The 21,018-nt window shown below is 61.3% G+C and carries 21 protein-coding genes; 8 read left to right on the forward strand and 13 right to left on the reverse strand.

Annotated features, from left to right (window positions below):
• Nucleotides 1–37 precede the first annotated feature (37 nt).
• From L8K08_RS26590 to L8K08_RS26605, 4 genes are all read right to left on the reverse strand, one after another.
• Nucleotides 38–931, reverse strand: coding sequence for an NAD-dependent epimerase/dehydratase family protein (locus tag L8K08_RS26590; RefSeq protein WP_242201132.1), 894 nt, complete (start codon nucleotides 929–931; stop codon nucleotides 38–40).
• Between the two features lie 103 nt (nucleotides 932–1,034).
• Entirely contained in the window at nucleotides 1,035–1,931 is an 897-nt protein-coding gene (locus L8K08_RS26595; protein ID WP_242201134.1) for a LysR family transcriptional regulator, read from the reverse strand.
• 31 nt (nucleotides 1,932–1,962) lie between these two features.
• Nucleotides 1,963–2,553, reverse strand: coding sequence for an NAD(P)H-dependent oxidoreductase (locus L8K08_RS26600; RefSeq protein WP_242201136.1), 591 nt, complete (start codon nucleotides 2,551–2,553; stop codon nucleotides 1,963–1,965).
• A 123-nt stretch (nucleotides 2,554–2,676) separates the two neighbouring features.
• Nucleotides 2,677–3,441, reverse strand: a complete 765-nt coding sequence (locus tag L8K08_RS26605) for a sulfite exporter TauE/SafE family protein (protein WP_242201137.1) — start codon at nucleotides 3,439–3,441, stop codon at nucleotides 2,677–2,679.
• 190 nt (nucleotides 3,442–3,631) lie between these two features.
• Here L8K08_RS26605 and L8K08_RS26610 point away from each other — a divergent pair, with 190 nt between their 5' ends.
• Entirely contained in the window at nucleotides 3,632–4,522 is an 891-nt protein-coding gene (locus L8K08_RS26610; protein WP_106578189.1) for a LysR substrate-binding domain-containing protein, read from the forward strand.
• On the opposite strand, the gene L8K08_RS26615 is transcribed toward L8K08_RS26610, so the two are convergent.
• Both L8K08_RS26615 and kynU read right to left on the reverse strand, forming a co-directional pair.
• Nucleotides 4,468–5,874, reverse strand: a complete 1,407-nt coding sequence (locus tag L8K08_RS26615) for an amino acid permease (RefSeq protein WP_242201139.1) — start codon at nucleotides 5,872–5,874, stop codon at nucleotides 4,468–4,470. The genes L8K08_RS26610 and L8K08_RS26615 overlap by 55 nt on opposite strands.
• A gap of 139 nt (nucleotides 5,875–6,013) precedes the next feature.
• On the reverse strand, nucleotides 6,014–7,264 hold the full coding sequence (kynU, locus tag L8K08_RS26620) for a kynureninase (RefSeq protein WP_242201142.1): 1,251 nt from the start codon (nucleotides 7,262–7,264) through the stop codon (nucleotides 6,014–6,016).
• A gap of 144 nt (nucleotides 7,265–7,408) precedes the next feature.
• Here kynU and L8K08_RS26625 point away from each other — a divergent pair, with 144 nt between their 5' ends.
• The gene (locus L8K08_RS26625) at nucleotides 7,409–7,882 is read left to right on the forward strand and encodes an Lrp/AsnC family transcriptional regulator (RefSeq protein ID WP_003194103.1); all 474 of its coding nucleotides are present in this window, start codon (nucleotides 7,409–7,411) and stop codon (nucleotides 7,880–7,882) included.
• A gap of 120 nt (nucleotides 7,883–8,002) precedes the next feature.
• Here the strand turns inward: L8K08_RS26625 and catA are convergent, their stop codons facing one another.
• Genes catA through L8K08_RS26640 form a run of 3 tightly spaced genes read right to left on the reverse strand, consistent with a single transcriptional unit; the run spans nucleotide 8,003 to nucleotide 10,404 of the window.
• Complete coding sequence (catA, locus tag L8K08_RS26630) at nucleotides 8,003–8,932, reverse strand: catechol 1,2-dioxygenase (RefSeq protein WP_145164362.1); 930 nt, start codon at nucleotides 8,930–8,932, stop codon at nucleotides 8,003–8,005.
• A 41-nt stretch (nucleotides 8,933–8,973) separates the two neighbouring features.
• Nucleotides 8,974–9,264 carry a muconolactone Delta-isomerase gene (gene catC, locus L8K08_RS26635; protein ID WP_016974901.1) on the reverse strand — a complete coding sequence of 97 codons (291 nt, stop codon included), beginning with the start codon at nucleotides 9,262–9,264 and terminating at the stop codon, nucleotides 8,974–8,976.
• A gap of 12 nt (nucleotides 9,265–9,276) precedes the next feature.
• The gene (locus L8K08_RS26640) at nucleotides 9,277–10,404 is read right to left on the reverse strand and encodes a muconate cycloisomerase family protein (RefSeq protein ID WP_242201147.1); all 1,128 of its coding nucleotides are present in this window, start codon (nucleotides 10,402–10,404) and stop codon (nucleotides 9,277–9,279) included.
• A 114-nt stretch (nucleotides 10,405–10,518) separates the two neighbouring features.
• Between L8K08_RS26640 and L8K08_RS26645 the strand changes: the two genes are divergently transcribed.
• Nucleotides 10,519–11,394: a LysR family transcriptional regulator gene (locus tag L8K08_RS26645; RefSeq protein WP_242201149.1), complete on the forward strand. Its 876-nt coding sequence runs from the start codon at nucleotides 10,519–10,521 to the stop codon at nucleotides 11,392–11,394.
• A 115-nt stretch (nucleotides 11,395–11,509) separates the two neighbouring features.
• On the opposite strand, the gene L8K08_RS26650 is transcribed toward L8K08_RS26645, so the two are convergent.
• Nucleotides 11,510–12,502 carry a helix-turn-helix domain-containing protein gene (locus L8K08_RS26650; protein WP_145164368.1) on the reverse strand — a complete coding sequence of 331 codons (993 nt, stop codon included), beginning with the start codon at nucleotides 12,500–12,502 and terminating at the stop codon, nucleotides 11,510–11,512.
• Nucleotides 12,503–12,829: 327 nt separating this feature from the next.
• On the opposite strand from L8K08_RS26650, the gene antA reads away from it, so the two are divergent.
• From antA to L8K08_RS26670, 4 genes are all read left to right on the forward strand, one after another.
• Nucleotides 12,830–14,221, forward strand: a complete 1,392-nt coding sequence (gene antA, locus L8K08_RS26655; protein WP_242201151.1) for an anthranilate 1,2-dioxygenase large subunit — start codon at nucleotides 12,830–12,832, stop codon at nucleotides 14,219–14,221.
• On the forward strand, nucleotides 14,221–14,712 hold the full coding sequence (antB, locus tag L8K08_RS26660; protein ID WP_124418464.1) for an anthranilate 1,2-dioxygenase small subunit: 492 nt from the start codon (nucleotides 14,221–14,223) through the stop codon (nucleotides 14,710–14,712). Before antA ends, antB begins: the two co-directional genes overlap by 1 nt.
• A gap of 281 nt (nucleotides 14,713–14,993) precedes the next feature.
• Entirely contained in the window at nucleotides 14,994–16,001 is a 1,008-nt protein-coding gene (gene antC / locus L8K08_RS26665; RefSeq protein ID WP_242201153.1) for an anthranilate 1,2-dioxygenase electron transfer component AntC, read from the forward strand.
• 71 nt (nucleotides 16,002–16,072) lie between these two features.
• On the forward strand, nucleotides 16,073–17,476 hold the full coding sequence (locus L8K08_RS26670) for an amino acid permease (protein ID WP_145164377.1): 1,404 nt from the start codon (nucleotides 16,073–16,075) through the stop codon (nucleotides 17,474–17,476).
• A gap of 142 nt (nucleotides 17,477–17,618) precedes the next feature.
• On the opposite strand, the gene kynA is transcribed toward L8K08_RS26670, so the two are convergent.
• Nucleotides 17,619–18,476, reverse strand: a complete 858-nt coding sequence (gene kynA, locus L8K08_RS26675) for a tryptophan 2,3-dioxygenase (RefSeq protein ID WP_242201155.1) — start codon at nucleotides 18,474–18,476, stop codon at nucleotides 17,619–17,621.
• Nucleotides 18,473–19,123, reverse strand: coding sequence for an arylformamidase (gene kynB, locus L8K08_RS26680; RefSeq protein ID WP_242201157.1), 651 nt, complete (start codon nucleotides 19,121–19,123; stop codon nucleotides 18,473–18,475). Before kynB ends, kynA begins: the two co-directional genes overlap by 4 nt.
• A gap of 386 nt (nucleotides 19,124–19,509) precedes the next feature.
• Here kynB and L8K08_RS26685 point away from each other — a divergent pair, with 386 nt between their 5' ends.
• Entirely contained in the window at nucleotides 19,510–19,854 is a 345-nt protein-coding gene (locus tag L8K08_RS26685) for a cupin domain-containing protein (RefSeq protein WP_242201160.1), read from the forward strand.
• A gap of 269 nt (nucleotides 19,855–20,123) precedes the next feature.
• On the opposite strand, the gene mmsB is transcribed toward L8K08_RS26685, so the two are convergent.
• A complete protein-coding gene (gene mmsB / locus L8K08_RS26690) occupies nucleotides 20,124–21,011 on the reverse strand; it encodes a 3-hydroxyisobutyrate dehydrogenase (RefSeq protein WP_242201163.1) in 888 nt (295 codons plus the stop codon).
• Nucleotides 21,012–21,018: the final 7 nt, after the last annotated feature.

Raw genomic sequence — 21,018 nt, forward strand, 5'->3', positions numbered from 1 at the left:
TTGCCCGCGAAGGCAGCACCGCGGTGCTAAGCGAACATCACACCATTTCGTTGCGAATCCACTCCACCACCGACGTACGCTTCGGCGCCCAGCCCAGCAGTTCACGGGCATGCTTGCCCCGCACGCGGCTGTTGGAGCCCAGGCCATAGTTGGCCATTTCATAGCCCCACTCGGCTTCAGCCTCCGCCAACGGCCAATCCTGCGGCTTGCCCAGCTTCAACGCTTCGGCAATAGCAGTGGTCATGTCGACAAACGCCGCTTCACCGCTTTCCACAAAGTAGAAGGTGCCCGGCACATTCTTCTCAAGCGCCAGCAGGTACAGCGCTACCACGTCTTCGATGTGCACGTTGGACCAGATGTTCTGCCCAGTGCCCACATGGCGCACCACGCCACTTTTGCGCGCCTGCTTGAGCAGCCGCGGCAATTGCACGCTGTCACGCTTCACACCCAGGCTGTGGCCATAAATCAGGGTGTTGCAGATCACCGCCGAATTCACGCCGTCTTTGGCCGCCGCCAGAATCAGGTTATCGATGGCCACGCGCGCAGCCTTGTCAACGGTCGGCTCCGGCAGGTTGTCTTCAAAGTAGATGACATCGCTGGCCTTGCCGCCCGACGCATCGCCAACGATGCTCGAACCGCTGGTGTGCAGGAAGGGCTTGTTCGAGCCCTTCAAGGCGGCCAGCAAGGTTTCGACGGCAGCGCGATGGTCGCTGCTGGCGGCGTTGATAACTGCATCGGCCTTCGAAGCCTGCTCGGTCAACACGGCCGAGTCATCCAGGGTGCCGATCACGGGGGTGATGCCCAGGGCGGTCATTTCAGCGGCTTGCTCGGCGCTGCGCACCAGGCCGGTAACGGTGTGGCCAGCCTTGACCAGGCCAGTGGCGATGGAGCCGCCGATAAAACCTGCTGCGCCGGTAACGAATACATTCATGGAGTGTGCTCCTGACGGGGTAAGTGATGGGTCCAGTATCGAGGACTCATCCCTGTCGAATAAGACCGTATTGCCCAATTCAATCTTGCGCACAGGTCACGAATCAGCAGGCATACCGCGCCAGCTTGGTTTGAATGAAGTCCAGGAAACACTGGATGCGCAACGCCAATTGCGAGTTGCGATAGAACACTGCGTGGATCGGCTGGCGATAACCACTGTTAAACGCCTCCAGCACCGGCACCAGCCGCCCGGCATTGATGTCTTCGACCGTCATGAAGTTCGACAGGCAGCAAATGCCCTGCCCTTCCAGCGCCAACTGGCGCAGGGTTTCGCCACTGGAGGCGGCGATGCTCGGCTGGATCAGCCAACGGTCGCCTTCCACATGGCGCAACGGCCAATGGTTGAGGGTTTCGGTCTGGGTGAAGCCCAGCAACGTGTGGTCCGCCAACTCGGCCACCGTCGTGGGCGTGCCGTGTTGCTTGAGGTAGTCGGGGCTGGCGAGGATATGCAGCGGCGTGCAGCCAAGGGAACGGGCATGCAACGTGGAGTCGGCCAGGGCGCCGATACGGATGGCAATGTCGGTGCTCTGTTCCAGCAGGTCGATGATCAAGTCATCGCTGTTCAGCTCCAGCTGGATGTCCGGGTAGAGGCTGCGAAACTCGGCGATGTACGGCACGATCCCGTGCAGCATGAAGGGCACGGCGGCATTGATGCGCAGCCGCCCGGCCGGGTTTTTCTGGCGCGACGACAGGCGCTCTTCCAGATCATCCATCTGCGCCAGGATCACCTTGGCCTGCTCGAAGAAGTACTTGCCCTCTTCGGTCAGGTCCATGCGCCGCGTGGTGCGGTTGATCAGCGTGGTGTCGAGCTTGGCTTCCAGGCGCGACAAGGTGCGGCTGACCGCCGACGGCGTCTGCCCGACCTGCTCCGCCGCGGCGGAAATCGAACCGCACTCAATCACGCTGACGAAGATCTGTAACTCATCGGATCGGGCTTTCACAGGCTGTCCTTTTTGATCGGTGGGTAGCAGCTTACACCGACAGGTTAAACACCTGCGCCAGATGCTGCTCGTAGCGCGCCACGTCAGCCTCGATGGCCGGGCGTTTCATCACGTCCACGCACAGGAAGGTCGGCAGGCCGGTCATGCCGAGGAACTCGTTGGCCTTGTGGAACGGGAAGTACACCGCGTCGACGCCCTTGGCTTCGAAGAAATCCGTCGGGTCGTCGAAGGCTTGCTGCGGCGCGTTCCAGGTCAGCGACAGCATGTACTGCTTGCCCTGGATCAGGCCGCCGCTGCCGTATTTCTGCGACGCGTCGGAACGGGTGCGGCCGTCGCTGGCATACAGGCTGCCATGGCCTTCGGTGAAGACTTCGTCGATGTACTTCTTGACGATCCACGGCGCGCCCATCCACCAGCCGGGCATCTGGTAGATGATCACATCGGCCCAGAGAAATTTGGCGACCTCTTCGGCCACGTCGTAGCCTTCGTCGATGTGGGTGACTTTGACGTCGATACCGCCGCGGTCCAGCACCGCCACGGCGGCTTCATGCAGGGTGGCGTTATAGCGGCCGTCGGAATGGGCGAATTTCTTGCCGCCGTTGAGCAGGAGTACTTTTTTCATGGGAAGGAATCCAAAGGGCTGAAAATGTCTGCCGGCAGGCTATCGACATTCAACCGTTGGAATAAGCAGCAGTGCGACAAAATACATTTGACCCAAACGCACGAATAACGCCGCACTCTTGATTTAACCACTGATAAGCAAATGACCGCCCAACAGCGCCATGCCGATAAAAAATACCCGTTTGAACAGCACCGCACTGATGCGCTGACGCAGTGCCTGGCCCAGCCACATGCCCAACAGCGCAGGCACCAGGGCCAGTAAGGAGGCATTCATTTCGCCGCCGCCGAGGGTGCCACGCCACGCCAGACCGGCCGCCAGCGCCAAGGTGGAAACGGTGAACGACAGCCCCAGCGCCTGCACCAACTGATCACGCTTCAAGCCCAAGGCTTGCAGGTACGGCACGGCGGGAATCACGAACACGCCGGTGGCCGAGGTGATGATGCCGGTGACCAGCCCGCACACCGGCCCCAGCCAGCGCTCGGTGTGAGGCTGCACCGTGAACATGGGCAGAAACAACCCACTCAACGCATACACCAGCAGCGCGCCGCCCAAGGCGCGAACGACCCAATGGCCGCCGTCCATCCCCAGCCATAGCGTGCCGAGCCCGGTGCCGAGGAAAACCAGCACCAGCATCGGCCACAGGCGTTTGAGCAACGCGCTCAAGTGGCCGCCGAATGCCAGTTGCCAGAGGTTGGTGACCGTTGAGGGAATGATCAGCAATGCCGCAGCCTGCGCCGGAAGCATAGCCAGGCCGAGCATGCCCATGGCCACGGTGGGCAGGCCCAGGCCAATCACGCCTTTGACGGTGCCTGCCAGCAGGAAGGTGCCAATAACTAATAGGGTCAGGGCCGCGCCGAGGTTTTGGTAGAACGCTAGAAGGGTAGTCATGGGGGGATTGTGCGACGTTAAGGCGGTTATGAAAATTCGCCATATACTGAGGCAGCCTCTTGTTTTGCGTGAGGCTAAGATCGCTATCGCAGGCAAGCCAGCTCCCACATTTGAACTGTGTTCACAAATCTAAATGTGGGAGCTGGCTTGCCTGCGATGAGGCCCGTCCAGTCACCCGAGAACCCCGGCCATGCACTTTGACCTGATCGACCTGCGCCTCTACCTGCACATCCTCGACACCGGCAACATCACCGCCGGCGCGGCGCGCAGCCACTTATCCCTGGCCGCCGCCAGTGCGCGCATCCGTGCGATGGAAGCGTCATTGGGCATCGAATTTCTTGAGCGCGGCCGCCGGGGCGTCACACCCACACCAGCGGGCAAAGCCCTGGCCCGCCACGCGCGCTTGCTGCTGCAACAAGCCGAACACCTGCAACAAGACCTCGCCGAATACGCCAATGGCGTCAAAGGCCAGGTGCGCCTGCTGTGCAACACCACCGCCCTGAGTGAATACCTGCCGGAATTGCTTGCCGATTTTCTGCGCGAACACCCCAACCTCGATATCGACCTGCAAGAGCTGCCGAGCCTGCGCATCACCCAGGCCTTGCGTCAGGGCACCGCGGACCTGGGCATTATTTCCGACGCAGTGGACACCCACGGCTTGCAAACCCTGCCCTTTCGCGACGACCCGCTTGTACTGATCATGCCCCTCGACCATCCGCTGACGACCGCGAGTTTCATCGACAGCCTGCAATACGACTACGTCGGCCTGGCCGCCAACAGCGCATTGGCGGTGTATTTGGAGGAACAGGCGCTGCACGCGGGCTTTCGCCTGCAAACCCGTATCCGCGCCGATGGTTTTGATGGGTTGATTCGCATGGTCGCGGGCGGCGCCGGCCTGGGCATCGTGCCCCAAGCGGCACTGGAGCGCTGGCCGCTGCAGCGCCGCTTCAAAGCCCAACCGTTGCATGAAGAGTGGGCCCGCCGCACGCTGCTGTTGTGCGCGCGCTCCTTCGAACAATTGCCCGGTTACGCCAAGGCTTTGTTCGACGCCCTCGCCCTGCCCTTGCGGAAAAACCCGTAATACACCGCCGACAGAATCATCAGGAACGGCACTCCAAACACCAGCGTCATTTTGAACGCCTCGGTGAAGTACGTGGTGATCATCACCGCGCCCATCAACAACAGGCCCAGCAGCGTGCTGTAGGGGAACAGGCGCAGTTGGAACGACAGCTTCGCCCCGCCATGGCGCTTGCGATAGCGGCGGAAAAACAGGTGCGTGAGGAAGATCATGAACCAGGTGAAGATCGCGCCGAACATTGAGATCGCCATCATCAGCGTAAACGAGCTTTCCGGGTACACCACGTTCAGCAAGGTCGCCAGGGCAATGCCCGAGCTGGACAGCAGCAACGCATTCAGCGGAATCCCGCTCTTGCTCAACGCGCCCATCGACTTGGGCGCAAAGCCTGCGCGCGAGAGGCTGAACATCATGCGCGTGGTGATGTAGAGCTGGCTGTTCATCGCCGACAGCGCGGCGATCAGAATCACAAAATTCATCACCCCGGTGGCGCCGGGAATGCCGATGGTCTGCATCACCGTGACGAACGGGCTCTGGGTCTGACCGGCCTGATTCCACGGCACGATGGCCAGCATCAGCGCCAGGGTCAGCAGGTAAAACACCACCAGCCGCACGATGGTCGCGCGAAAGGCTTTCTTCACTGCCTGTTCCGGGTCGGCGGCTTCACCGGCGGCCACCGCGATCATCTCCACGCTCAAGTAACTGAAGATCGACACGATCACCGCGATCCACATGCCGCTCAAGCCATGCGGGAAAAAGCCCTCGTGGGCGGTGTAGTTCTGCACGCCGTACGCCGGGTTGCCGGAGCCGAACACCACGTACACCGCAAGGATGATGAAGCCGACGATGGCGCTGATCTTGATCGTCGAAAACCAGTATTCGAAATTGCCGAAGGTCTTCACGCTGATCGCATTGAGCAGGATCAGCACGCTGGAAAACGACACGATCCACACCCATTCCGGCACGTTGGCAAACCAGTACTTCATGTACATCGCCACCGCCGTGACCTCGGCGCCCACCGCCAGCACAATCGCGGCCCAGTAGGCGTAACGCACCAGAAACCCGGCCAGCGGGCTGATGTAGAACTCGGCGTACGCGCCGAATGAGCCCGAGGTGGAATGCGCCACCGTCATCTCCGCCAGGCAGCCCATCAACAGCAAGGTGATCAGCGCGCCGATGGCGTAGCTCACCAGCACGCTGGGCCCGGCATAGCCGATGGCATAGGCGCTGCCCATGAACAGCCCGGTGCCGATGGCGCCACCGATGGCGATCATGCTCATCTGGCCGCAAGTGAGCTGGCGCCGCAGGCCCAGTTCGCGGTGGGTGATCTCTGCAAAACCGTTGTCGGGTGTGGTCACGTGGTGTGCCCCTTTATTATTGTGATTTGTTACTGCCGGTGCCGAACCCTGTGGGAGCTGGCTTGCCTGCGATAGCGGTGGTGAATTCACTGACGCTATCGCAGGCAAGCCAGCTCCCACATTTTTAATCCGCGTTGAATCAGGTGACGCTGTTGCGGACCTTGAACTGCGGCTGGTCCCAGGTGCCGTTGTCGAGGATGTCGCCGAGGATCTCCACGGCATCCCACACTTCAGTGAAGCTTGTGTACAACGGCGTAAAACCAAACCGCATGATGCGCGGCTCGCGGTAATCACCAATCACGCCCCGAGCGATCAGCGCCTGGATCACCGCGTAACCTTCGGGGTGCTCGAAGCTCACATGGCTGCCGCGCCTGGCGTGCTCGCGCGGGGTAATCAGCACCAGGCCATGGGCGGCGCAGCGGGCTTCGACCAGCGCGATAAACAGGTCAGTCAACGCCAGGGATTTGGTCCGCAGGCTGGCCATGTCGGTCTGGGCAAAAATCTCCAGGCCGCATTCGACCATGGCCAGCGAAGTGATCGGCTGCGTGCCGCACAGGTAGCGCGCAATGCCCGCGCTCGGTGCGTATTGAGCTTCCATCGCGAACTGCCGGGTATGCCCGAACCAACCCGACAAGGGCTGGCGCACCACGTCCACCAGCAGCGGATTGACCCACACAAACGCTTGGGAACCCGGCCCGCCATTGAGGTATTTGTAAGTACAGCCAATCGCATAATCGGCCCGCGCCGTGTGCAGGTCGATGGGCACCGCGCCCGCCGAATGCGCCAGGTCCCAGAGGCTCAGCGCGCCACATTCGTGGCTCAAGGCGGTGAGCGCCTGCATGTCGTACATGTAGCCGGTTTTGTAGTTGACGTGGGTGAGCATCACCACCGCCACGTCCTGGTCGATAGCCTGCGGCAGTTCATCGGGGCTGTTCACCAGTCGCAATGAATAACCCTGCTGCAGCAACTCGGCCAGGCCTTCGGCGATGTACAGGTCGGTGGGAAAGTTGCTCGCCTCGCTGACGATCACCTTACGGCCCGGCTGGCGTTGGCGCTGCACGCTCAACGCGGCGCTGAGTACCTTGAACAGGTTGATGGAGGTGGTATCGGTGATCACCACTTCGCCGTCGCGCGCGCCGATCAAGGGCGCCAGGCGATTGCCCAGGCGCTGGGACAGATCTGCCCAGCCGGCGCTGTTCCAGCTGCGAATCAAGCCATTGCCCCACTCTTGGTCGATCACCTGCTGCGCCCGCGCCAACGCCGCCACCGGGCGCGCACCGAGGGAGTTGCCGTCGAGGTAGATCACGCCCTCAGGCAAGGCGAACTGACGACGCAGTGGCGCCAGCGGGTCCTGAGCGTCGAGGGCTTGGCAGTGGCTTCGGGTGGTCATGGGCTGTCCTGATTTTTATAAGTGAAGATGGAGCAAATAATGAACGAAGCTTTAGAGAATTTTCGTGCAAAGTGGTGGGTAACAGGCTAATTAAGCTGTAGGAAATTCGAATTTAACCCCAAAACACGCGGATTTATTCTAAGCATGATTCTCGACGCCACCGACCTGCGCCTCCTGCATTTTCTGCAACAGGATGGCCGCATCAGCAACCAGGAACTGGCCGAAAAAGTCGCCCTGTCGCCCTCCGCCTGCCTGCGCCGTTTGCGCCTGCTCGAGAGCGAGGGAATCATCAGCGGCTACCGCGCGGTATTGAATGCCGAGCAACTGGGAATCGAGCTGGAAGCCATCGTGCACCTGTCCTTGCGCCAGGACGTGGAGGATTGGCACGAGACGTTTATCAAAAAGGTGCAAGGCTGGCCGGAGGTGGCCAGCGCGTACGTGATTACGGGCGCGAGCAACTATGTGTTGCGGGTGCAGGCGCGGAATTTGAAGCACTTTTCGGACTTTATCGTGAACCACCTGAACCGCACGGCGGGGGTGATGGATATTCGCTCGGAGATTGTGTTGCAGAAGATCAAGGATCGGGATGAGGTGTTGGACTTGGTCCTGCGCAAATAGCAGCAACACCTCAATTCAAATGTGGGAGCTGGCTTGCCTGCGATGCAGACACCTCGGTGCACCAGATACACCGAGTTGATGCCATCGCAGGCAAGCCAGCTCCCACATTTTTATGCGTGTTTAGTCTTCTAGGGCGCGCACGCGTTGCATGCGTTTTTGCTCTACCGGCGCATCGGCCCGTTGCAGCTCAAAGTCAAAATCAATCTGCGCAAAGCGCCCTTCCACGCCAAACTCCCGCGCCAGTTGCTGATCGTCACTGAAGCGAATCTCCGCAATCAACTCATCCCGTGTGGCATAGGCAAAGTCATCGTGCAGGTACGGGTCGTCCGACAGGTTGATCTGGGTGGTCAAATGCCGATGCCCCGGCGCCGAGATAAAAAAGTGAATATGCGCCGGCCGTTGCCCATGGCGGCCCAATTGGTCGAGCAGCTGTTGAGTCGGCCCGGTCGGCGGGCAGCCGTAGCCGGACGGCACGATGCTGCGAAAGCGGTAGTTGCCCTGGGCATCGGTCTCGATGCGCCGGCGCAGGTTAAACTCGGACTGCGTCGGGTCAAACCATGAATAGGTGCCACCGGTATTGGCCTGCCACACATCCACAATTGCACCCGCCAATGGCTTGCCATCGGTGTCGCGCACTTGCCCGCGCATAAACAGCGGCACCGCGTCGTCCTTGCCATCATCCAGACGTGCTTCGTATTGGCTCAGCGGCGCCCCGGCCACATACAGCGGGCCTTCGATGGTGCGCGGCGTGCCGCCGGATTTGCCGGCTTCTTCGTCGGCGGCGTCCATCAGCAGATCCAGGTAATGCTCCAGGCCCAAGCCGGCAGCGAGTAAGCCGGCCTCCTGATGTTTACCCAGCTCGTTGAGGTAATTGACCGCCTTCCAGAACTCTTGCGGGGTCACTTCCAGGTCTTCGATGATGTTCACCGTGTCGCGCAGGATCCGGTAGATCAGCGCCTTGGCGCGCGGGTTGCCAGCGTCATTGTGATTGCCGCTGGCTTCTTCGAGAAACGCTTGGGCGTGGGCAGTCTGGGAAAGTCGGATGGACATGGTGCAATCCTCATCTTGTCATTATTGGGTGCAAAACAGGCTCAGCGGTCGTCCTCATGGATCGACGAAGGGTGGCGGCACAAGGCATTCACTTCGATGGCCATGTAAGGGAAAAGCGGCAGCTGCATCAGCAGGTCGTGCAGGTCTTGCACGCTGTCCACGTCGAACACGCTGTAGTTGGCGTAATGCCCGGCGATGCGCCACAGATGGCGCCATTTGCCCTCCTGCTGCAGGCGCTGCGCCAGGGCTTTTTCTTCGGCTTTCAGGCCAGCCGCGCGCTCAGGGTTCATGTCCAGGGGCAGGTTCACAGTCATTTTTACGTGGAACAACATGGCGGGCGCCTCTTAGTGGTTGTCACGACGGAAGAACGCCAGACGCTCTTCATCGATAGCCAGGCCAAGGCCCGGCGCGGTGGAGACATGCAGCGCAAAATCGCGGTACATCGGCGGCTCGGTGAGGATGTCTTCGGTGAGCAGCAAGGGGCCGAACAGCTCGGTGTCCCACGCCAGCTTGTTCAAGGTCAGGAAGGCATGCGCCGAGGCCAGGGTACCGATGCCGCCTTCGAGCATGGTGCCGCCGTACAGGCCGATACCGGCCGCTTCGGCGATGGCGGCGGTGCGCAACACGGCGCGCGGGCCGCCGTTCTTGGCGATCTTCAGCGCGAACACCGAGGCTGCGCCTTCGCGGGCCAGGTTGAAGGCATCCTCCACGCACTCGATGGACTCGTCGGCCATGATCGGCGCCGGGCTCGATAGATTCAGCCGAGCCATGCCGCTGCGGTTGTTGCGCGAAATCGGTTGTTCGATCAGGTCGATGCCGTTGTCGCCGAGCACCTTGCACGCACGCAGGGCCACGGCTTCGTCCCACGCCTGGTTAACGTCAACGCGCACACTGGCGCGCTCGCCCAGGGCTTTTTTGATCGCGATCACGTGGGCCAGGTCGCGGCCAACCTCACCGGCGCCGATCTTCAATTTGAAGATGCGGTGACGGCGCAGGTCGAGCATCTTTTCCGCTTCGGCAATGTCCTGCGCAGTGTTGCCGCTGGCCAGGGTCCAGGCCACCGGCAAGGTATCCCGCACCCGCCCACCGAGCAGCTCGCTGACGGGCAAGTCAAGCCGTTTGCCCAGCGCATCGAGCAACGCGCTTTCGATGCCGGACTTGGCAAAGGTGTTGCCACGAATGCTGCGCTCCAGGCGCAACATGGCCGCGTTGATGTTGCTCGCGTCCTGGCCAATCAGCAGTGGCGCGAAGTGGCGATCGATGTTGACCTTGATGCTGTCAGGGCTTTCGTTGCCGTAGCTCAGACCGCCGATGGTGGTGGCCTCACCGATGCCCTCGATGCCGTCGGCGCAGCGCAGGCGGATGATCACCAACGTCTGGTTTTGCATCGTGTGCATTGCCAGCTTGTGCGGGCGGATGGTGGGGAGGTCGACGATGACCGTTTCAATCGACTCGATGGCGCAAATCGGCATGGCTATACCCGTGGGGTTCTTTATAGGTTTGAGCCGATTCTGTGCCGTATTTTTTGCGGCTTCCAATATAGAATGGGTCTCGCACAATACCCTCAAGGTATGAAAGGAGCCGCCATGGAACTGCGTCATCTGCGCTATTTCCAGGTGCTGGGTGAAACGCTGAACTTCACCCGCGCCGCCGAACGCCTGCACATCGCCCAGCCGCCGTTGAGTCGGCAGATCCAGCAATTGGAAGACGAACTGGGGGTGATTCTGCTTGAACGTGGTCGACCGCTGCGGCTGACCGCAGCCGGGCGGTTTTTCTATGAACACGCCAATGTGCTGCTCGAGCAACTGGGCAAGGTCTGCGACACCACGCGCCGCATTGGCCAAGGCGAAAAGACCTGGCTGGGCATCGGCTTTGCGCCGTCGACCTTGTACGGCGTGCTGCCGGAGTTGATTCGGCGGCTGCGCAACGATGCGGTGCTGGAGCTGGAATTGGGCTTGTCGGAGATGACCACTTTGCAGCAGGTCGAAGCGCTGAAAGCCGGCCGCATTGACGTGGGCTTCGGGCGCATTCGCATCGACGACCCGGCCATCGTCCAGCGTGTGCTGGTGGAGGATCGACTGGTCGCCGTACTGCCCGCCGGCCACCCGCTGCTGGGTGCGCCCGCGACCCTCGCCCAATTGGCCGCCGAGCCGTTTGTGCTCTACCCCGGCAACCCGCGCCCCAGCTATGCCGACCATGTAATTGCGCTGTTCGATGCCCACGGCCTAAGCCTCAAGGTGGCGCAGTGGACCAACGAGTTGCAAACCGCCATCGGCCTGGTCGGCGCCGGCATGGGCGTGACGCTGGTGCCGGCGTCGGTGCAAGTGCTGCACCGCGCGGATATCGGCTACACGCCGATTGTGGAAAGCACCGCGACCTCGCCGATCATTCTCAGCCAACGGGTGAATGATCAGTCGCCGGGGCTCAGTCATTGTTTGCAGTTGGTGGAAGAGTTGATCTGAGATCTCCCGCGCACCACAAATCCCCTGTGGGAGCGGGCTTGCCTGCGATGGCGGTGGAACATTCACCACCGCTATCGCAGGCAAGCCAGCTCCCACATTCTGATCTTCATCAGGTTTAGAGACTGCGCAGGCGCTTGCGCTGCAAGGTCTGGCTGGGCGATTCATCAAACAGCTTGCGGTACTCCGCCGAAAACCGCCCCAAGTGAGTAAAGCCCCAACCCAGGGCCATTTCGGAAATGGTCCGAGTAGACCCCTGCTCAAGGATTTCCTGACGCACCGCGCCCAACCGGTACTTCTTCAGGTACGCCATGGGCGACAGCGCAAAGTACTTGCGAAACGCATCGAACAGCTTGAACCGCGACACGCCCGCAGCCGCTTCCAGGTCTTCCAGATGCACCGCTTCGCGAGCGTTGTCGTGGATGTACTGCCGCGCACGAATCAGGTAGTGCGGCAGCTTCACGCCCAGCACGTCGCGCAGCTCTTCTGAATAGTTATTCGGCTGGGCGAGGATCAAGCCTTTGATCAACGAGCTTTCCAGGTCACGCGTAAACGCCGCCTGCTCATACAGCTCGCTGCTGCGCTCAAGCTCGGCAATGAAATACCGCGCCATGCGCCACCACGACGCTGAAGCCCCCTCCACCGCGTCCATCACCGACTCGAAGCGCAGCGGTGCCTCAATCGGCCGTTGCAGCAAGCCTTCCAGGGATTCACTCATCGCCGCGCGGGTGATCACCACCTGCAATTTGCGGCAATCACCGGAGATCGCCAGCACCTGATGCTCGTTGGGCGACAGGATCACGCCCTGGTCGCGATTGGAACTCAGCCGCTCGCCGTTCTTGCTCAATTCCTGCTCGCCCACCAACGGCAGGCTCAGGCTGTAGCTGCTGAAGTGCTCGGCGTCTTCGATGCCGATGGTCACGTCCGTGCCGTACTCGATCACGCCCAAGGTGGTAGCGCGGGACTTGAACACATTGGCGCTGTGGTGAAAGCGCAGGCGCTCCGGCGTCGACGTCGCCAGGCGGTGTGGCCCACAAATGCCGGACATCCAGCTGCGGGCGCCTTCCAGGTCGAAGCGTTGAATATGGATTTCGCGTGTATGGCTACTCATCAGGGTGCACCCACGGCGGTTAGGCGGTTGCGCGCTCTGGCGGCGCGTCGTTGACAATCGACAGCAAGTTCTACGCCACGCGCCCCGTAATGCAACGGGGTGGATAGCAACGGTCGACTATGTGGATAAGCCGCAGGTTTTTGCGACGTTCCCTTGGTATGACAGTAGCGCATCGCGTCACCTCGCTGCACCGAACTGGGTATTTGCTGCCCAACGATGCGCGCCCAACTATGCGGCCCATCTCTGCCCATTAAGCGGATAGCCCGCACCCTGCCGCGCTGCCTCTAATGAACCACCGATTAGCCCCTATCAAAAAAGGTGCCTCCCATGAGTGGTGCAAAAAGCGTCGAGCAGTGGAAAACGTTTATCGAAAGCTGCCTGGATTTTCGCCCGGCGGACGCCGTGTTCCGCATCGCCCGGGACATGTTCACCGAGCCGGAACTGTTCGACCTGGAGATGGAACTGATCTTCGAAAAAAACTGGATCTACGCCTGCCACGAAAGCGAACTGGCCAATAACCACGACTTCGTGACGATGCGCGCCGGGCGCCAGCCGATGATCATCACCCGCGATGGCGAGGGCCAACTGAATGCGCTGATCAACGCCTGCCAGCACCGCGGCACCACGCTGACGCGCGTCGGCAAAGGCAACCAATCCACCTTTACTTGCCCGTTCCACGCCTGGTGCTACAAGAGCGATGGCCGGCTGGTGAAGGTCAAGGCGCCGGGGGAATACCCGGAAGGTTTCGACAAAGCCACGCGTGGCCTGAAGAAAGCCCGCATCGAAAGCTACAAGGGCTTTGTGTTTATCAGCCTGGACGTGAATGGCCGCGACAGCCTGGAGGACTTTCTCGGCGACGCCAAAGTGTTCTTCGACATGATGGTCGCGCAGTCCGCCACCGGTGAGCTGGAAGTGCTGCCGGGCAAATCCGCCTACACCTACGACGGCAACTGGAAACTGCAGAACGAAAACGGCCTGGACGGTTATCACGTCAGCACCGTGCACTACAACTACGTGGCCACGGTGCAGCATCGCCAGCAGGTGAACACCGAAAACGGCAGCGGCTCCGCCAGCACGCTGGACTACAGCAAACTCGGCGCGGGCGATGCCAACACCGACGACGGTTGGTTCGCCTTCAACAATGGCCACAGCCTGTTGTTCAGCGACATGCCCAACCCAAGTGTGCGTTCCGGCTACGCCACCATCATGCCGCGCCTGGTGCAAGAGCACGGCCAGCAGAAGGCCGAGTGGATGATGCACCGCCTGCGCAACCTGAACATCTACCCGAGCCTGTTCTTCCTCGACCAGATCAGCTCGCAGCTGCGCATCATCCGCCCGGTAGCGTGGAACAAGACCGAAATCATCAGCCAGTGCCTGGGCGTAAAGAACGAGTCGGATGCCGACCGCGAAAACCGCATCCGCCAGTTCGAGGATTTCTTCAACGTGTCCGGCATGGGCACACCCGATGACCTGGTGGAGTTTCGCGAAGCCCAACGCGGCTTCCAGGGCCGCCTGGAACGCTGGAGTGACATCTCGCGCGGCAGCCACCGCTGGGAAACCGGGCCTACGCCTAACAGCGAAGCCATCGGCATCCAACCGGCGATGACCGGCACCGAGTTCACCCACGAAGGCCTGTACGTCAACCAGCACCGCAACTGGCAGCACTTCCTGCTTAACGGCCTGGACCAACACGCGCTGAAGCTGCGGGAGGTGAAGTGATGAATGCGCAATTGCAGTACCAGATCGAGCAGTTTTTCTACCGTAAATCCGAGCTGTGCGACGCCCAGGACTGGGACGCCTATGTGCAGCTGTTCGACCCGCAGAGTGAGTTCCATCTGCCGCAATGGGACTCGGAACACGTCTACACCCGCGACCCCAAGCGCGAGATGTCGTTGATCTATTACGCCAACCGTTCGGGCCTGGAAGACCGCGTGTTCCGCCTGCGCACCGGCAAGGCGGCATCGGCCACGCCAATGCCGCGCACCTTGCACCTGATCAATAACGTGCGGATTGCCGAGCAACCCGGCGGGCTGCTGGAAGTGAAGTTGAACTGGCACACGCTGTTCTATCGGCTGGCCATGTCGGAGCAGTTCTATGGCAGCGCCACCTACAGCCTCAAAGCCCATGGCGACAGCTGGCTGATCACCCGCAAGCACGCCCTGCTGCTCAACGACACCATCAATTCGGTGCTGGATTTTTATCACCTTTGACCATGCCTGGTGTGGCCAGCGGGCCCATTGCGGCCAGCGGACTTGTTGTGGCGAGCGGGCTTGTTGTGGCGAGCGGGCTTGCTGTGGCGAGCGGGCTTGCCCCGCGTTGGGGCGCGAAGCGGCCCCTGGTCCAGCCACTGCGGTTTGACGCAAAAAATGCGGTGACATTAATTGGGGCTGCTTCGCAGCCCAACGCGGGGCAAGCCCGCTCGCCACAGCAGGCCCGCTCGCCACAAAAGCTCACTCGTCAGCCATCACATCAGATACGCGGAGTTATGCGGATGAATCACAAAGTAGCCTTCAGCTTTGCCGACGGCAAAACCCTGTTTTTCCCGGTGGGCGCCAACGAAATCCTGTTGGACGCGGCCCTGCGCAACGGCATCAAGATCCCGCTGGATTGCCGCGAAGGCGTGTGCGGCACCTGCCAGGGCCGTTGCGAGTCAGGCGACTACAGCCAGGATTATGTCGACGAGGAAGCGCTCTCCAGCCTCGAGCTGCAGCAACGTAAAATGCTCAGCTGCCAGACGCGGGTCAAATCCGATGCAACGTTTTACTTCGATTTCGATTCGAGCCTGTGCAATGCGCCGGGGCCGGTGCAGGTGCGCGGCACGGTGAGTGCGGTGCAGTTGGTCTCGGCCAGCACGGCCATTTTGCACGTGCAGGTGGAGGCGCCACTGGACTTCCTGCCGGGCCAATACGCCCGCCTGTCGGTGCCCGGCACCGACAGCTGGCGCTCTTACTCCTTCGCCAACCGGCCAGGCAATCAGTTGCAGTTTCTGGTGCGCCTGCTGCCCGATGGCGTCATGAGCAACTACCTGCGCGAGCGTTGCCAGGTCGGTGATGAAGTGCTGATGGAAGCACCGTTGGGCGCGTTTTACCTGCGGCATGTCACCCAGCCGCTGGTGCTGGTGGCCGGCGGCACCGGGTTGTCGGCGTTGCTGGGCATGCTCGATGAACTGGCGGCCAACGGCTGCGAGCAGCCGGTGCACCTGTACTACGGCGTACGTGGCGCCGAGGATTTGTGCGAAGCAACACGCATTGAAGCCTACGCGTCGAAAATCCCGGGGTTTCGCTACACCCAAGTGCTGAGTGACCCGTCGCCCGAATGGCCCGGCAAGCGCGGTTACCTCACCGAGCATTTCGACCTGGCCGAATTGCGGGACCAATCGGCGGATATGTACGTGTGCGGCCCCCCTCCGATGGTCGAATCCATCCAACAATGGCTGCTGGATCAGGCACTTGTTGGCGTTCAGCTGTATTACGAAAAGTTTACGCAGAGTAATATCTGACCCCTCAGTACTTTGAGGGGCGGGTGCGGCGTGCAATCAACCCTGAGAAAAACAAGTAGAAGGGAATGTTAATGGCGGATGACATGGTTAACCCGGTAGGCCTCAAGCGTGGCCTGAAGAACCGGCATATTCAGCTGATTGCCTTGGGAGGGGCGATTGGCACGGGGTTGTTCCTCGGCTCGGCCGGGGTGCTCAAGTCGGCGGGCCCGTCGATGATCCTGGGGTACGCGATCGCCGGTTTCATCGCCTTCCTGATCATGCGCCAGCTCGGCGAGATGATCGTCGAAGAGCCGGTGGCCGGCTCCTTCAGCCACTTCGCACACAAATACTGGGGCGGCTACGCAGGCTTCCTGGCCGGCTGGAACTACTGGGTGCTCTACGTGCTGGTGGGCATGGCCGAACTGACCGCCGTGGGCAAGTACATCCAGTTCTGGTGGCCGGAGATTCCGACCTGGGTCAGCGCGCTGGTGTTCTTTGTCGCGGTCAACCTGATCAACACACTGAACGTGAAGTTCTTCGGTGAAGCCGAGTTCTGGTTCGCGATCATCAAGGTGGTGGCAATTGTCGGCATGATCGTGCTCGGCTGCTACCTGCTGTTCAGCGGCACCGGCGGCCCACAAGCCGCGGTGAGCAACCTGTGGAGTCACGGCGGGTTCTTCCCCAATGGCGGCATGGGGCTGTTGATGTCGATGGCCTTTATCATGTTCTCGTTTGGTGGCCTGGAGCTGGTGGGCATCACCGCCGCCGAGGCCAGCGAGCCGCGCAAAGTGATCCCCAAAGCCATCAACCAAGTGGTGTACCGGATCCTGATTTTCTACGTCGGCGCCCTGACCGTCTTGCTGTCGCTGTACCCGTGGGACCAACTGCTGCAAACCCTCGGCGCGTCGGGCGATGCCTACAGCGGCAGCCCGTTTGTGCAGATCTTCTCGCTGATTGGTAACGACACCGCCGCGCACATCCTCAACTTCGTCGTGCTGACCGCGGCGCTGTCGGTGTACAACAGCGGCGTGTACTGCAACAGCCGCATGCTGTTCGGCCTGGCCGAGCAAGGCGACGCGCCCAAAGCGCTGATGAAGCTCAACAAACAAGGCGTGCCGCTGCGCGCCCTGGCGATTTCGGCACTGGTGACGATGCTGTGCGTGGTGGTCAACTACGTCGCGCCCAAGAGCGCCCTGGAGTTGTTGTTCGCGCTGGTGGTTGCCTCGCTGATGATCAACTGGGCGCTGATCAGCATCACTCACATCAAATTCCGCAAGGCCATGGGCGAGCAAGGCGTGACGCCGTCGTTCAAGACCTTCTGGTTCCCGTTCAGCAACTACCTGTGCCTGGCGTTCATGGTGATGATTGTCAGCGTGATGCTGGCGATCGATGGCATTCGTGAGTCGGTGTATGCGATGCCGGTGTGGGTGGGGATTATCTACATTGCCTACCGGATGCGGATCAAAAAAGGTAGCGCCTTAGCGAATGCACAGTGATCCCTGTGGGAGCCGGGCTTGCCCGCGACGGCGGTGGGTCAGACACCGGATGCAGTGCCTGACCCACTGCCATCGGGGGCAAGCCCCCTCCCACATTCGCTTGCATTGGTCATGAAAAAGCCCCGGGATTCCGGGGCTTTTTTTATAGCGTGGAACGCACTCGCCACAACTCGGGGAACAGCACCGTGTCGAGCATCTTGCGCAAATACCCCACGCCTTCGGTGCCGCCCGTACCGGGTTGAAAGCCGATGATCCGCTCAACCGTGGTCACATGCCTGAAGCGCCACTGGCGGAACGAATCCTCCAGGTCGATAAACTTTTCGGCCAACTGATACAAATCCCAATACCGGCTCGGGTCGCGATACACCTCACGCCAGGCCGCTTCCACCGACTCATCGTGAACCGTGGCCGCCGTCGGGTCGCGCTCGGCGCGTTTGGGGTCAATCGCCAAACCGGCTTTGGCCATCAGGTTGACCGCCTCGTCATACAGCGACGGCGTGGCAATCGCCACTTTCAACTCGTTCAATAACTGCGGCCGGTGCGCGTGAGGCCGCAACAGCGCCGCGCTTTTATTGCCGAGGATAAATTCGATCTCGCGGTACTGGAACGACTGGAACCCCGACGACTGCCCCAGGAACGGGCGAATGGCCTTGTATTCCGACGGCGTCATGGTCGCCAACACCGCCCAGGCGTGCACCAGTTGATCGAAGATCCGCGACACCCGCGCCAGCATCTTGAACGCCGGCGGCAACTCGCCCAGGCGCACGTGTTCGCGGGCAGCCTTGAGTTCGTGGAGCATCAGTTTCATCCACAGCTCGGACGTCTGGTGCTGGATGATAAAGAGCATTTCGTTGTGATCCGGCGACAGCGGGTGCTGGGCGCTGAGGACCTTGCCCAGGTCCAGGTAGTCGCCGTAGCTCATCGACTCGGAAAAATTCAGCTCGGCGTTGTGCCATTCTTCCGGGGGCTGGTAATCAGGTGAAAAGGGGCATTGGCTCATCGCGTGGGCTCCTTGAGCGGGCGGAGGATGGCGCGCACCGGGCTCGCGTCCAGGTTGGCAAAGCGCAGCGGCAGCGCGATCAATTCATAGTCGCCCTCCGGCACGTCATCGAGCACGATGCCTTCGAGAATCGCCATACCATGGCGGGCCACGGCGTTGTGCGAATCCATGGTCTTGGACTGTTGCGGGTCCAGGGACGGCGTATCGATACCGATCAGGCGCACGCCCAGGCTGGCGAGCAGCTCGATGGTTTGCGGCGCGATGGCGGTGAAGTTCGAATCCCATTCGGTCAGCGGCGCTTGTGGATAAGTGCGCAGCAGCACGCGCTCGGGCAAGTTATCCACACGGCCTTCCAACTGCTGCGGCTGCACCAGCGCGCCACTGCCCAGGCAATGCAACACCCGGCACGGGCCCATGTACACGTCCAGCGACACGTCGCCGATCGGCGCGCCGTCAGCGCTGTAATGCAGCGGCGCATCCACATGCGCGCCGGTGTGCGGCGAAAAGGTCACGCGGCCCACATTCACCGGGCACTCGGGGCCGAACTGCCACACGCGCTCTTCCTGAAACGGCGTATCGCCCGGCCAGGTCGGGGTCGCCGTGCTCAAGGGCGGGCTGATATCCCACCACGTTTTTATTGGGTTCATTTGAAGGCTCTCACTCGTTCTGGGGTGAATGATACGAGGGCCAGCTGTGCATTTTCTTGCTAATTCCAGCGCCAGGCGGGAATTCTTTCGCAGTTACTGCGAGGAAAGGTCGGGTTGACGCCAGGAAGTTTCATCTGATGAAAGTGGCTCAAACACTGGAGATCCAATGTGGGAGCGGGCTTGCTCGCGAAGGCGGTGTGCCAGTCAATACAGGTGCGGGCTGACCCACCGCTTTCGCGAGCAAGCCCGCTCCCACAGGAACTGCATGAGTGTCAGAGCAATCGCATTCGCCTGCGCTTCTGGGCATCCCGATGTCGAGTTCAGACCACTGGCACAACGCCCGAGGCCTTAGGGTGCATCTTTCCCTTCCCTGCCTCGGAGCCATCATGTCTAAGCCCATCACCGTACTGCGCGACACCCACCCACTGCCGGTCCTGGATGCCTGCAAATGGGAAAAACTCGAAGGCGACCCGCACACCGTCAACCTCAACGCCTACACCAGCGAAGACGGCAGCAAAATCATGGGCACCTGGATCTGCACACCGGGCAAGTGGTACGTGGAATACGTGAAGTGGAAATACTGCCATTTCCAGGAAGGCTACTGCGTGATCACCCCAGAAGGCCTGGAGCCGATTCACTTGCGGGCTGGGGATATCTTTGTGGTGGAGCCGGGGATGAAGGGCACGTGGGAAGTGGTAGAGACGGTGCGTAAGTATTTTGTGTTTGCCTGAGCGATCTAACCCGGACTACTTCTTCCTTGTGGCGAGCGGGCTTGCCCCGCGTTGGGCTGCGTAGCGGCCCCTGGTCCAGGCACTGCGGTTTGGCTGGGAAAATGCGTTGACTTTATTGGGGCTGCTGCGCAGCCCGACGCGGGGCAAGCCCGCTCGCCACAACAAACCCGCCAGCCACAACTAGCCCGTTGGCCATAACAAGTCCGCTTGCCAAAACAAGCCCGTTTACCATAGAAAGCCCGCTTGCTAAGGCAAGCGGGCTCGGCGTTCTACTGGGGCTTGCGATAGCTGTTGATGATCGCCGAGAAGTCCTTGCCGCCTTCGCCACGCTGGCTCATCGATTGATACAACTGCTGGGCCACAGCGCCCAGAATCACCGGTTGTTTGGCCTGGCGCGCGGCTTCGGTGGCCAGGCCCAGGTCCTTGAGCATCAGGTCGGCACCAAAGCCGCCGGTGTAACCCCGCGACGACGGCGCGGTTTCGATCACGCCCGGCCAGGGGTTGTAGGTGTCGGAACTCCAGCAGCGCCCGGTGGAGCTGTTGATAATCCCGGCCAGCACTTGGGTGTCGATGCCCAGTGCGTCGCCCAGGGCCATGGCTTCGCTGACGCCGACCATGCTGATCCCGAGCAGCAGGTTGTTGCAGATCTTGGCGATCTGACCGGTGCCCACATCGCCGCAATGCACGATGTTGCGGCCCATCTGCGCCAGCACTGGTTGCAGGGTGGCGAACAGCTCCGCAGTGGCGCCGACCATGAAGGTCAGCGTACCCGCGCTGGCGCCGCCGGTGCCGCCGGAGACTGGGGCGTCGGCGACGGCTACACCTTGCTTCGCCGCCGCAGCCGCTACATCACGGATGGTTTGCGGGTCGATGGTGCTGCAATCCACTGCCGGTACGCCCTTTCCGATCCCGGCCAGCACGCCGTCTTCATTCAGCCACACGCTGCGCACATGAGCCGCCGCCGGCAGCATGGTAATCACCAGCTCAGCGCCGCTAGCCGCGTCACGCGGTGAACTGCTGACAGTGCCGCCGAGTTCGGCCAGCTCGTTGAGAACCGTCTGGTTCAGGTCGAACAGGTTCAGCGCGTGGCCGGCCTTGATCAGGTTGCGGGCCATGGGCGCGCCCATGTTGCCCAAGCCGATAAATGCAATCTTCATGGTCGTC

This window comes from Pseudomonas sp. TREG-RG-20F-10-E-6-01 (genome assembly GCF_022662455.1).
Lineage (GTDB): Bacteria > Pseudomonadota > Gammaproteobacteria > Pseudomonadales > Pseudomonadaceae > Aquipseudomonas.

Excerpts from the sequence above, each read along its gene's own strand:
- L8K08_RS26650 (WP_145164368.1), bottom strand. The coding sequence starts at position 12,502 with ATGAGTAGCCATACACGCGAAATCCATATTCAACGCTTCGACCTGGAA.
- L8K08_RS26610 (WP_106578189.1), top strand. The coding sequence starts at position 3,632 with ATGCACTTTGACCTGATCGACCTGCGCCTCTACCTGCACATCCTCGAC.
- antB (WP_124418464.1), top strand. The coding sequence starts at position 14,221 with ATGAATGCGCAATTGCAGTACCAGATCGAGCAGTTTTTCTACCGTAAA.
- L8K08_RS26640 (WP_242201147.1), bottom strand. The coding sequence starts at position 10,404 with ATGCCGATTTGCGCCATCGAGTCGATTGAAACGGTCATCGTCGACCTC.
- L8K08_RS26685 (WP_242201160.1), top strand. The coding sequence starts at position 19,510 with ATGTCTAAGCCCATCACCGTACTGCGCGACACCCACCCACTGCCGGTC.
- L8K08_RS26590 (WP_242201132.1), bottom strand. The coding sequence starts at position 931 with ATGAATGTATTCGTTACCGGCGCAGCAGGTTTTATCGGCGGCTCCATC.
- kynU (WP_242201142.1), bottom strand. The coding sequence starts at position 7,264 with ATGACCACCCGAAGCCACTGCCAAGCCCTCGACGCTCAGGACCCGCTG.
- L8K08_RS26600 (WP_242201136.1), bottom strand. The coding sequence starts at position 2,553 with ATGAAAAAAGTACTCCTGCTCAACGGCGGCAAGAAATTCGCCCATTCC.
- antA (WP_242201151.1), top strand. The coding sequence starts at position 12,830 with ATGAGTGGTGCAAAAAGCGTCGAGCAGTGGAAAACGTTTATCGAAAGC.
- catA (WP_145164362.1), bottom strand. The coding sequence starts at position 8,932 with ATGTCCATCCGACTTTCCCAGACTGCCCACGCCCAAGCGTTTCTCGAA.
- mmsB (WP_242201163.1), bottom strand. The coding sequence starts at position 21,011 with ATGAAGATTGCATTTATCGGCTTGGGCAACATGGGCGCGCCCATGGCC.
- kynB (WP_242201157.1), bottom strand. The coding sequence starts at position 19,123 with ATGAACCCAATAAAAACGTGGTGGGATATCAGCCCGCCCTTGAGCACG.
- L8K08_RS26670 (WP_145164377.1), top strand. The coding sequence starts at position 16,073 with ATGGCGGATGACATGGTTAACCCGGTAGGCCTCAAGCGTGGCCTGAAG.
- catC (WP_016974901.1), bottom strand. The coding sequence starts at position 9,264 with ATGTTGTTCCACGTAAAAATGACTGTGAACCTGCCCCTGGACATGAAC.
- antC (WP_242201153.1), top strand. The coding sequence starts at position 14,994 with ATGAATCACAAAGTAGCCTTCAGCTTTGCCGACGGCAAAACCCTGTTT.
- L8K08_RS26625 (WP_003194103.1), top strand. The coding sequence starts at position 7,409 with ATGATTCTCGACGCCACCGACCTGCGCCTCCTGCATTTTCTGCAACAG.
- kynA (WP_242201155.1), bottom strand. The coding sequence starts at position 18,476 with ATGAGCCAATGCCCCTTTTCACCTGATTACCAGCCCCCGGAAGAATGG.
- L8K08_RS26645 (WP_242201149.1), top strand. The coding sequence starts at position 10,519 with ATGGAACTGCGTCATCTGCGCTATTTCCAGGTGCTGGGTGAAACGCTG.
- L8K08_RS26605 (WP_242201137.1), bottom strand. The coding sequence starts at position 3,441 with ATGACTACCCTTCTAGCGTTCTACCAAAACCTCGGCGCGGCCCTGACC.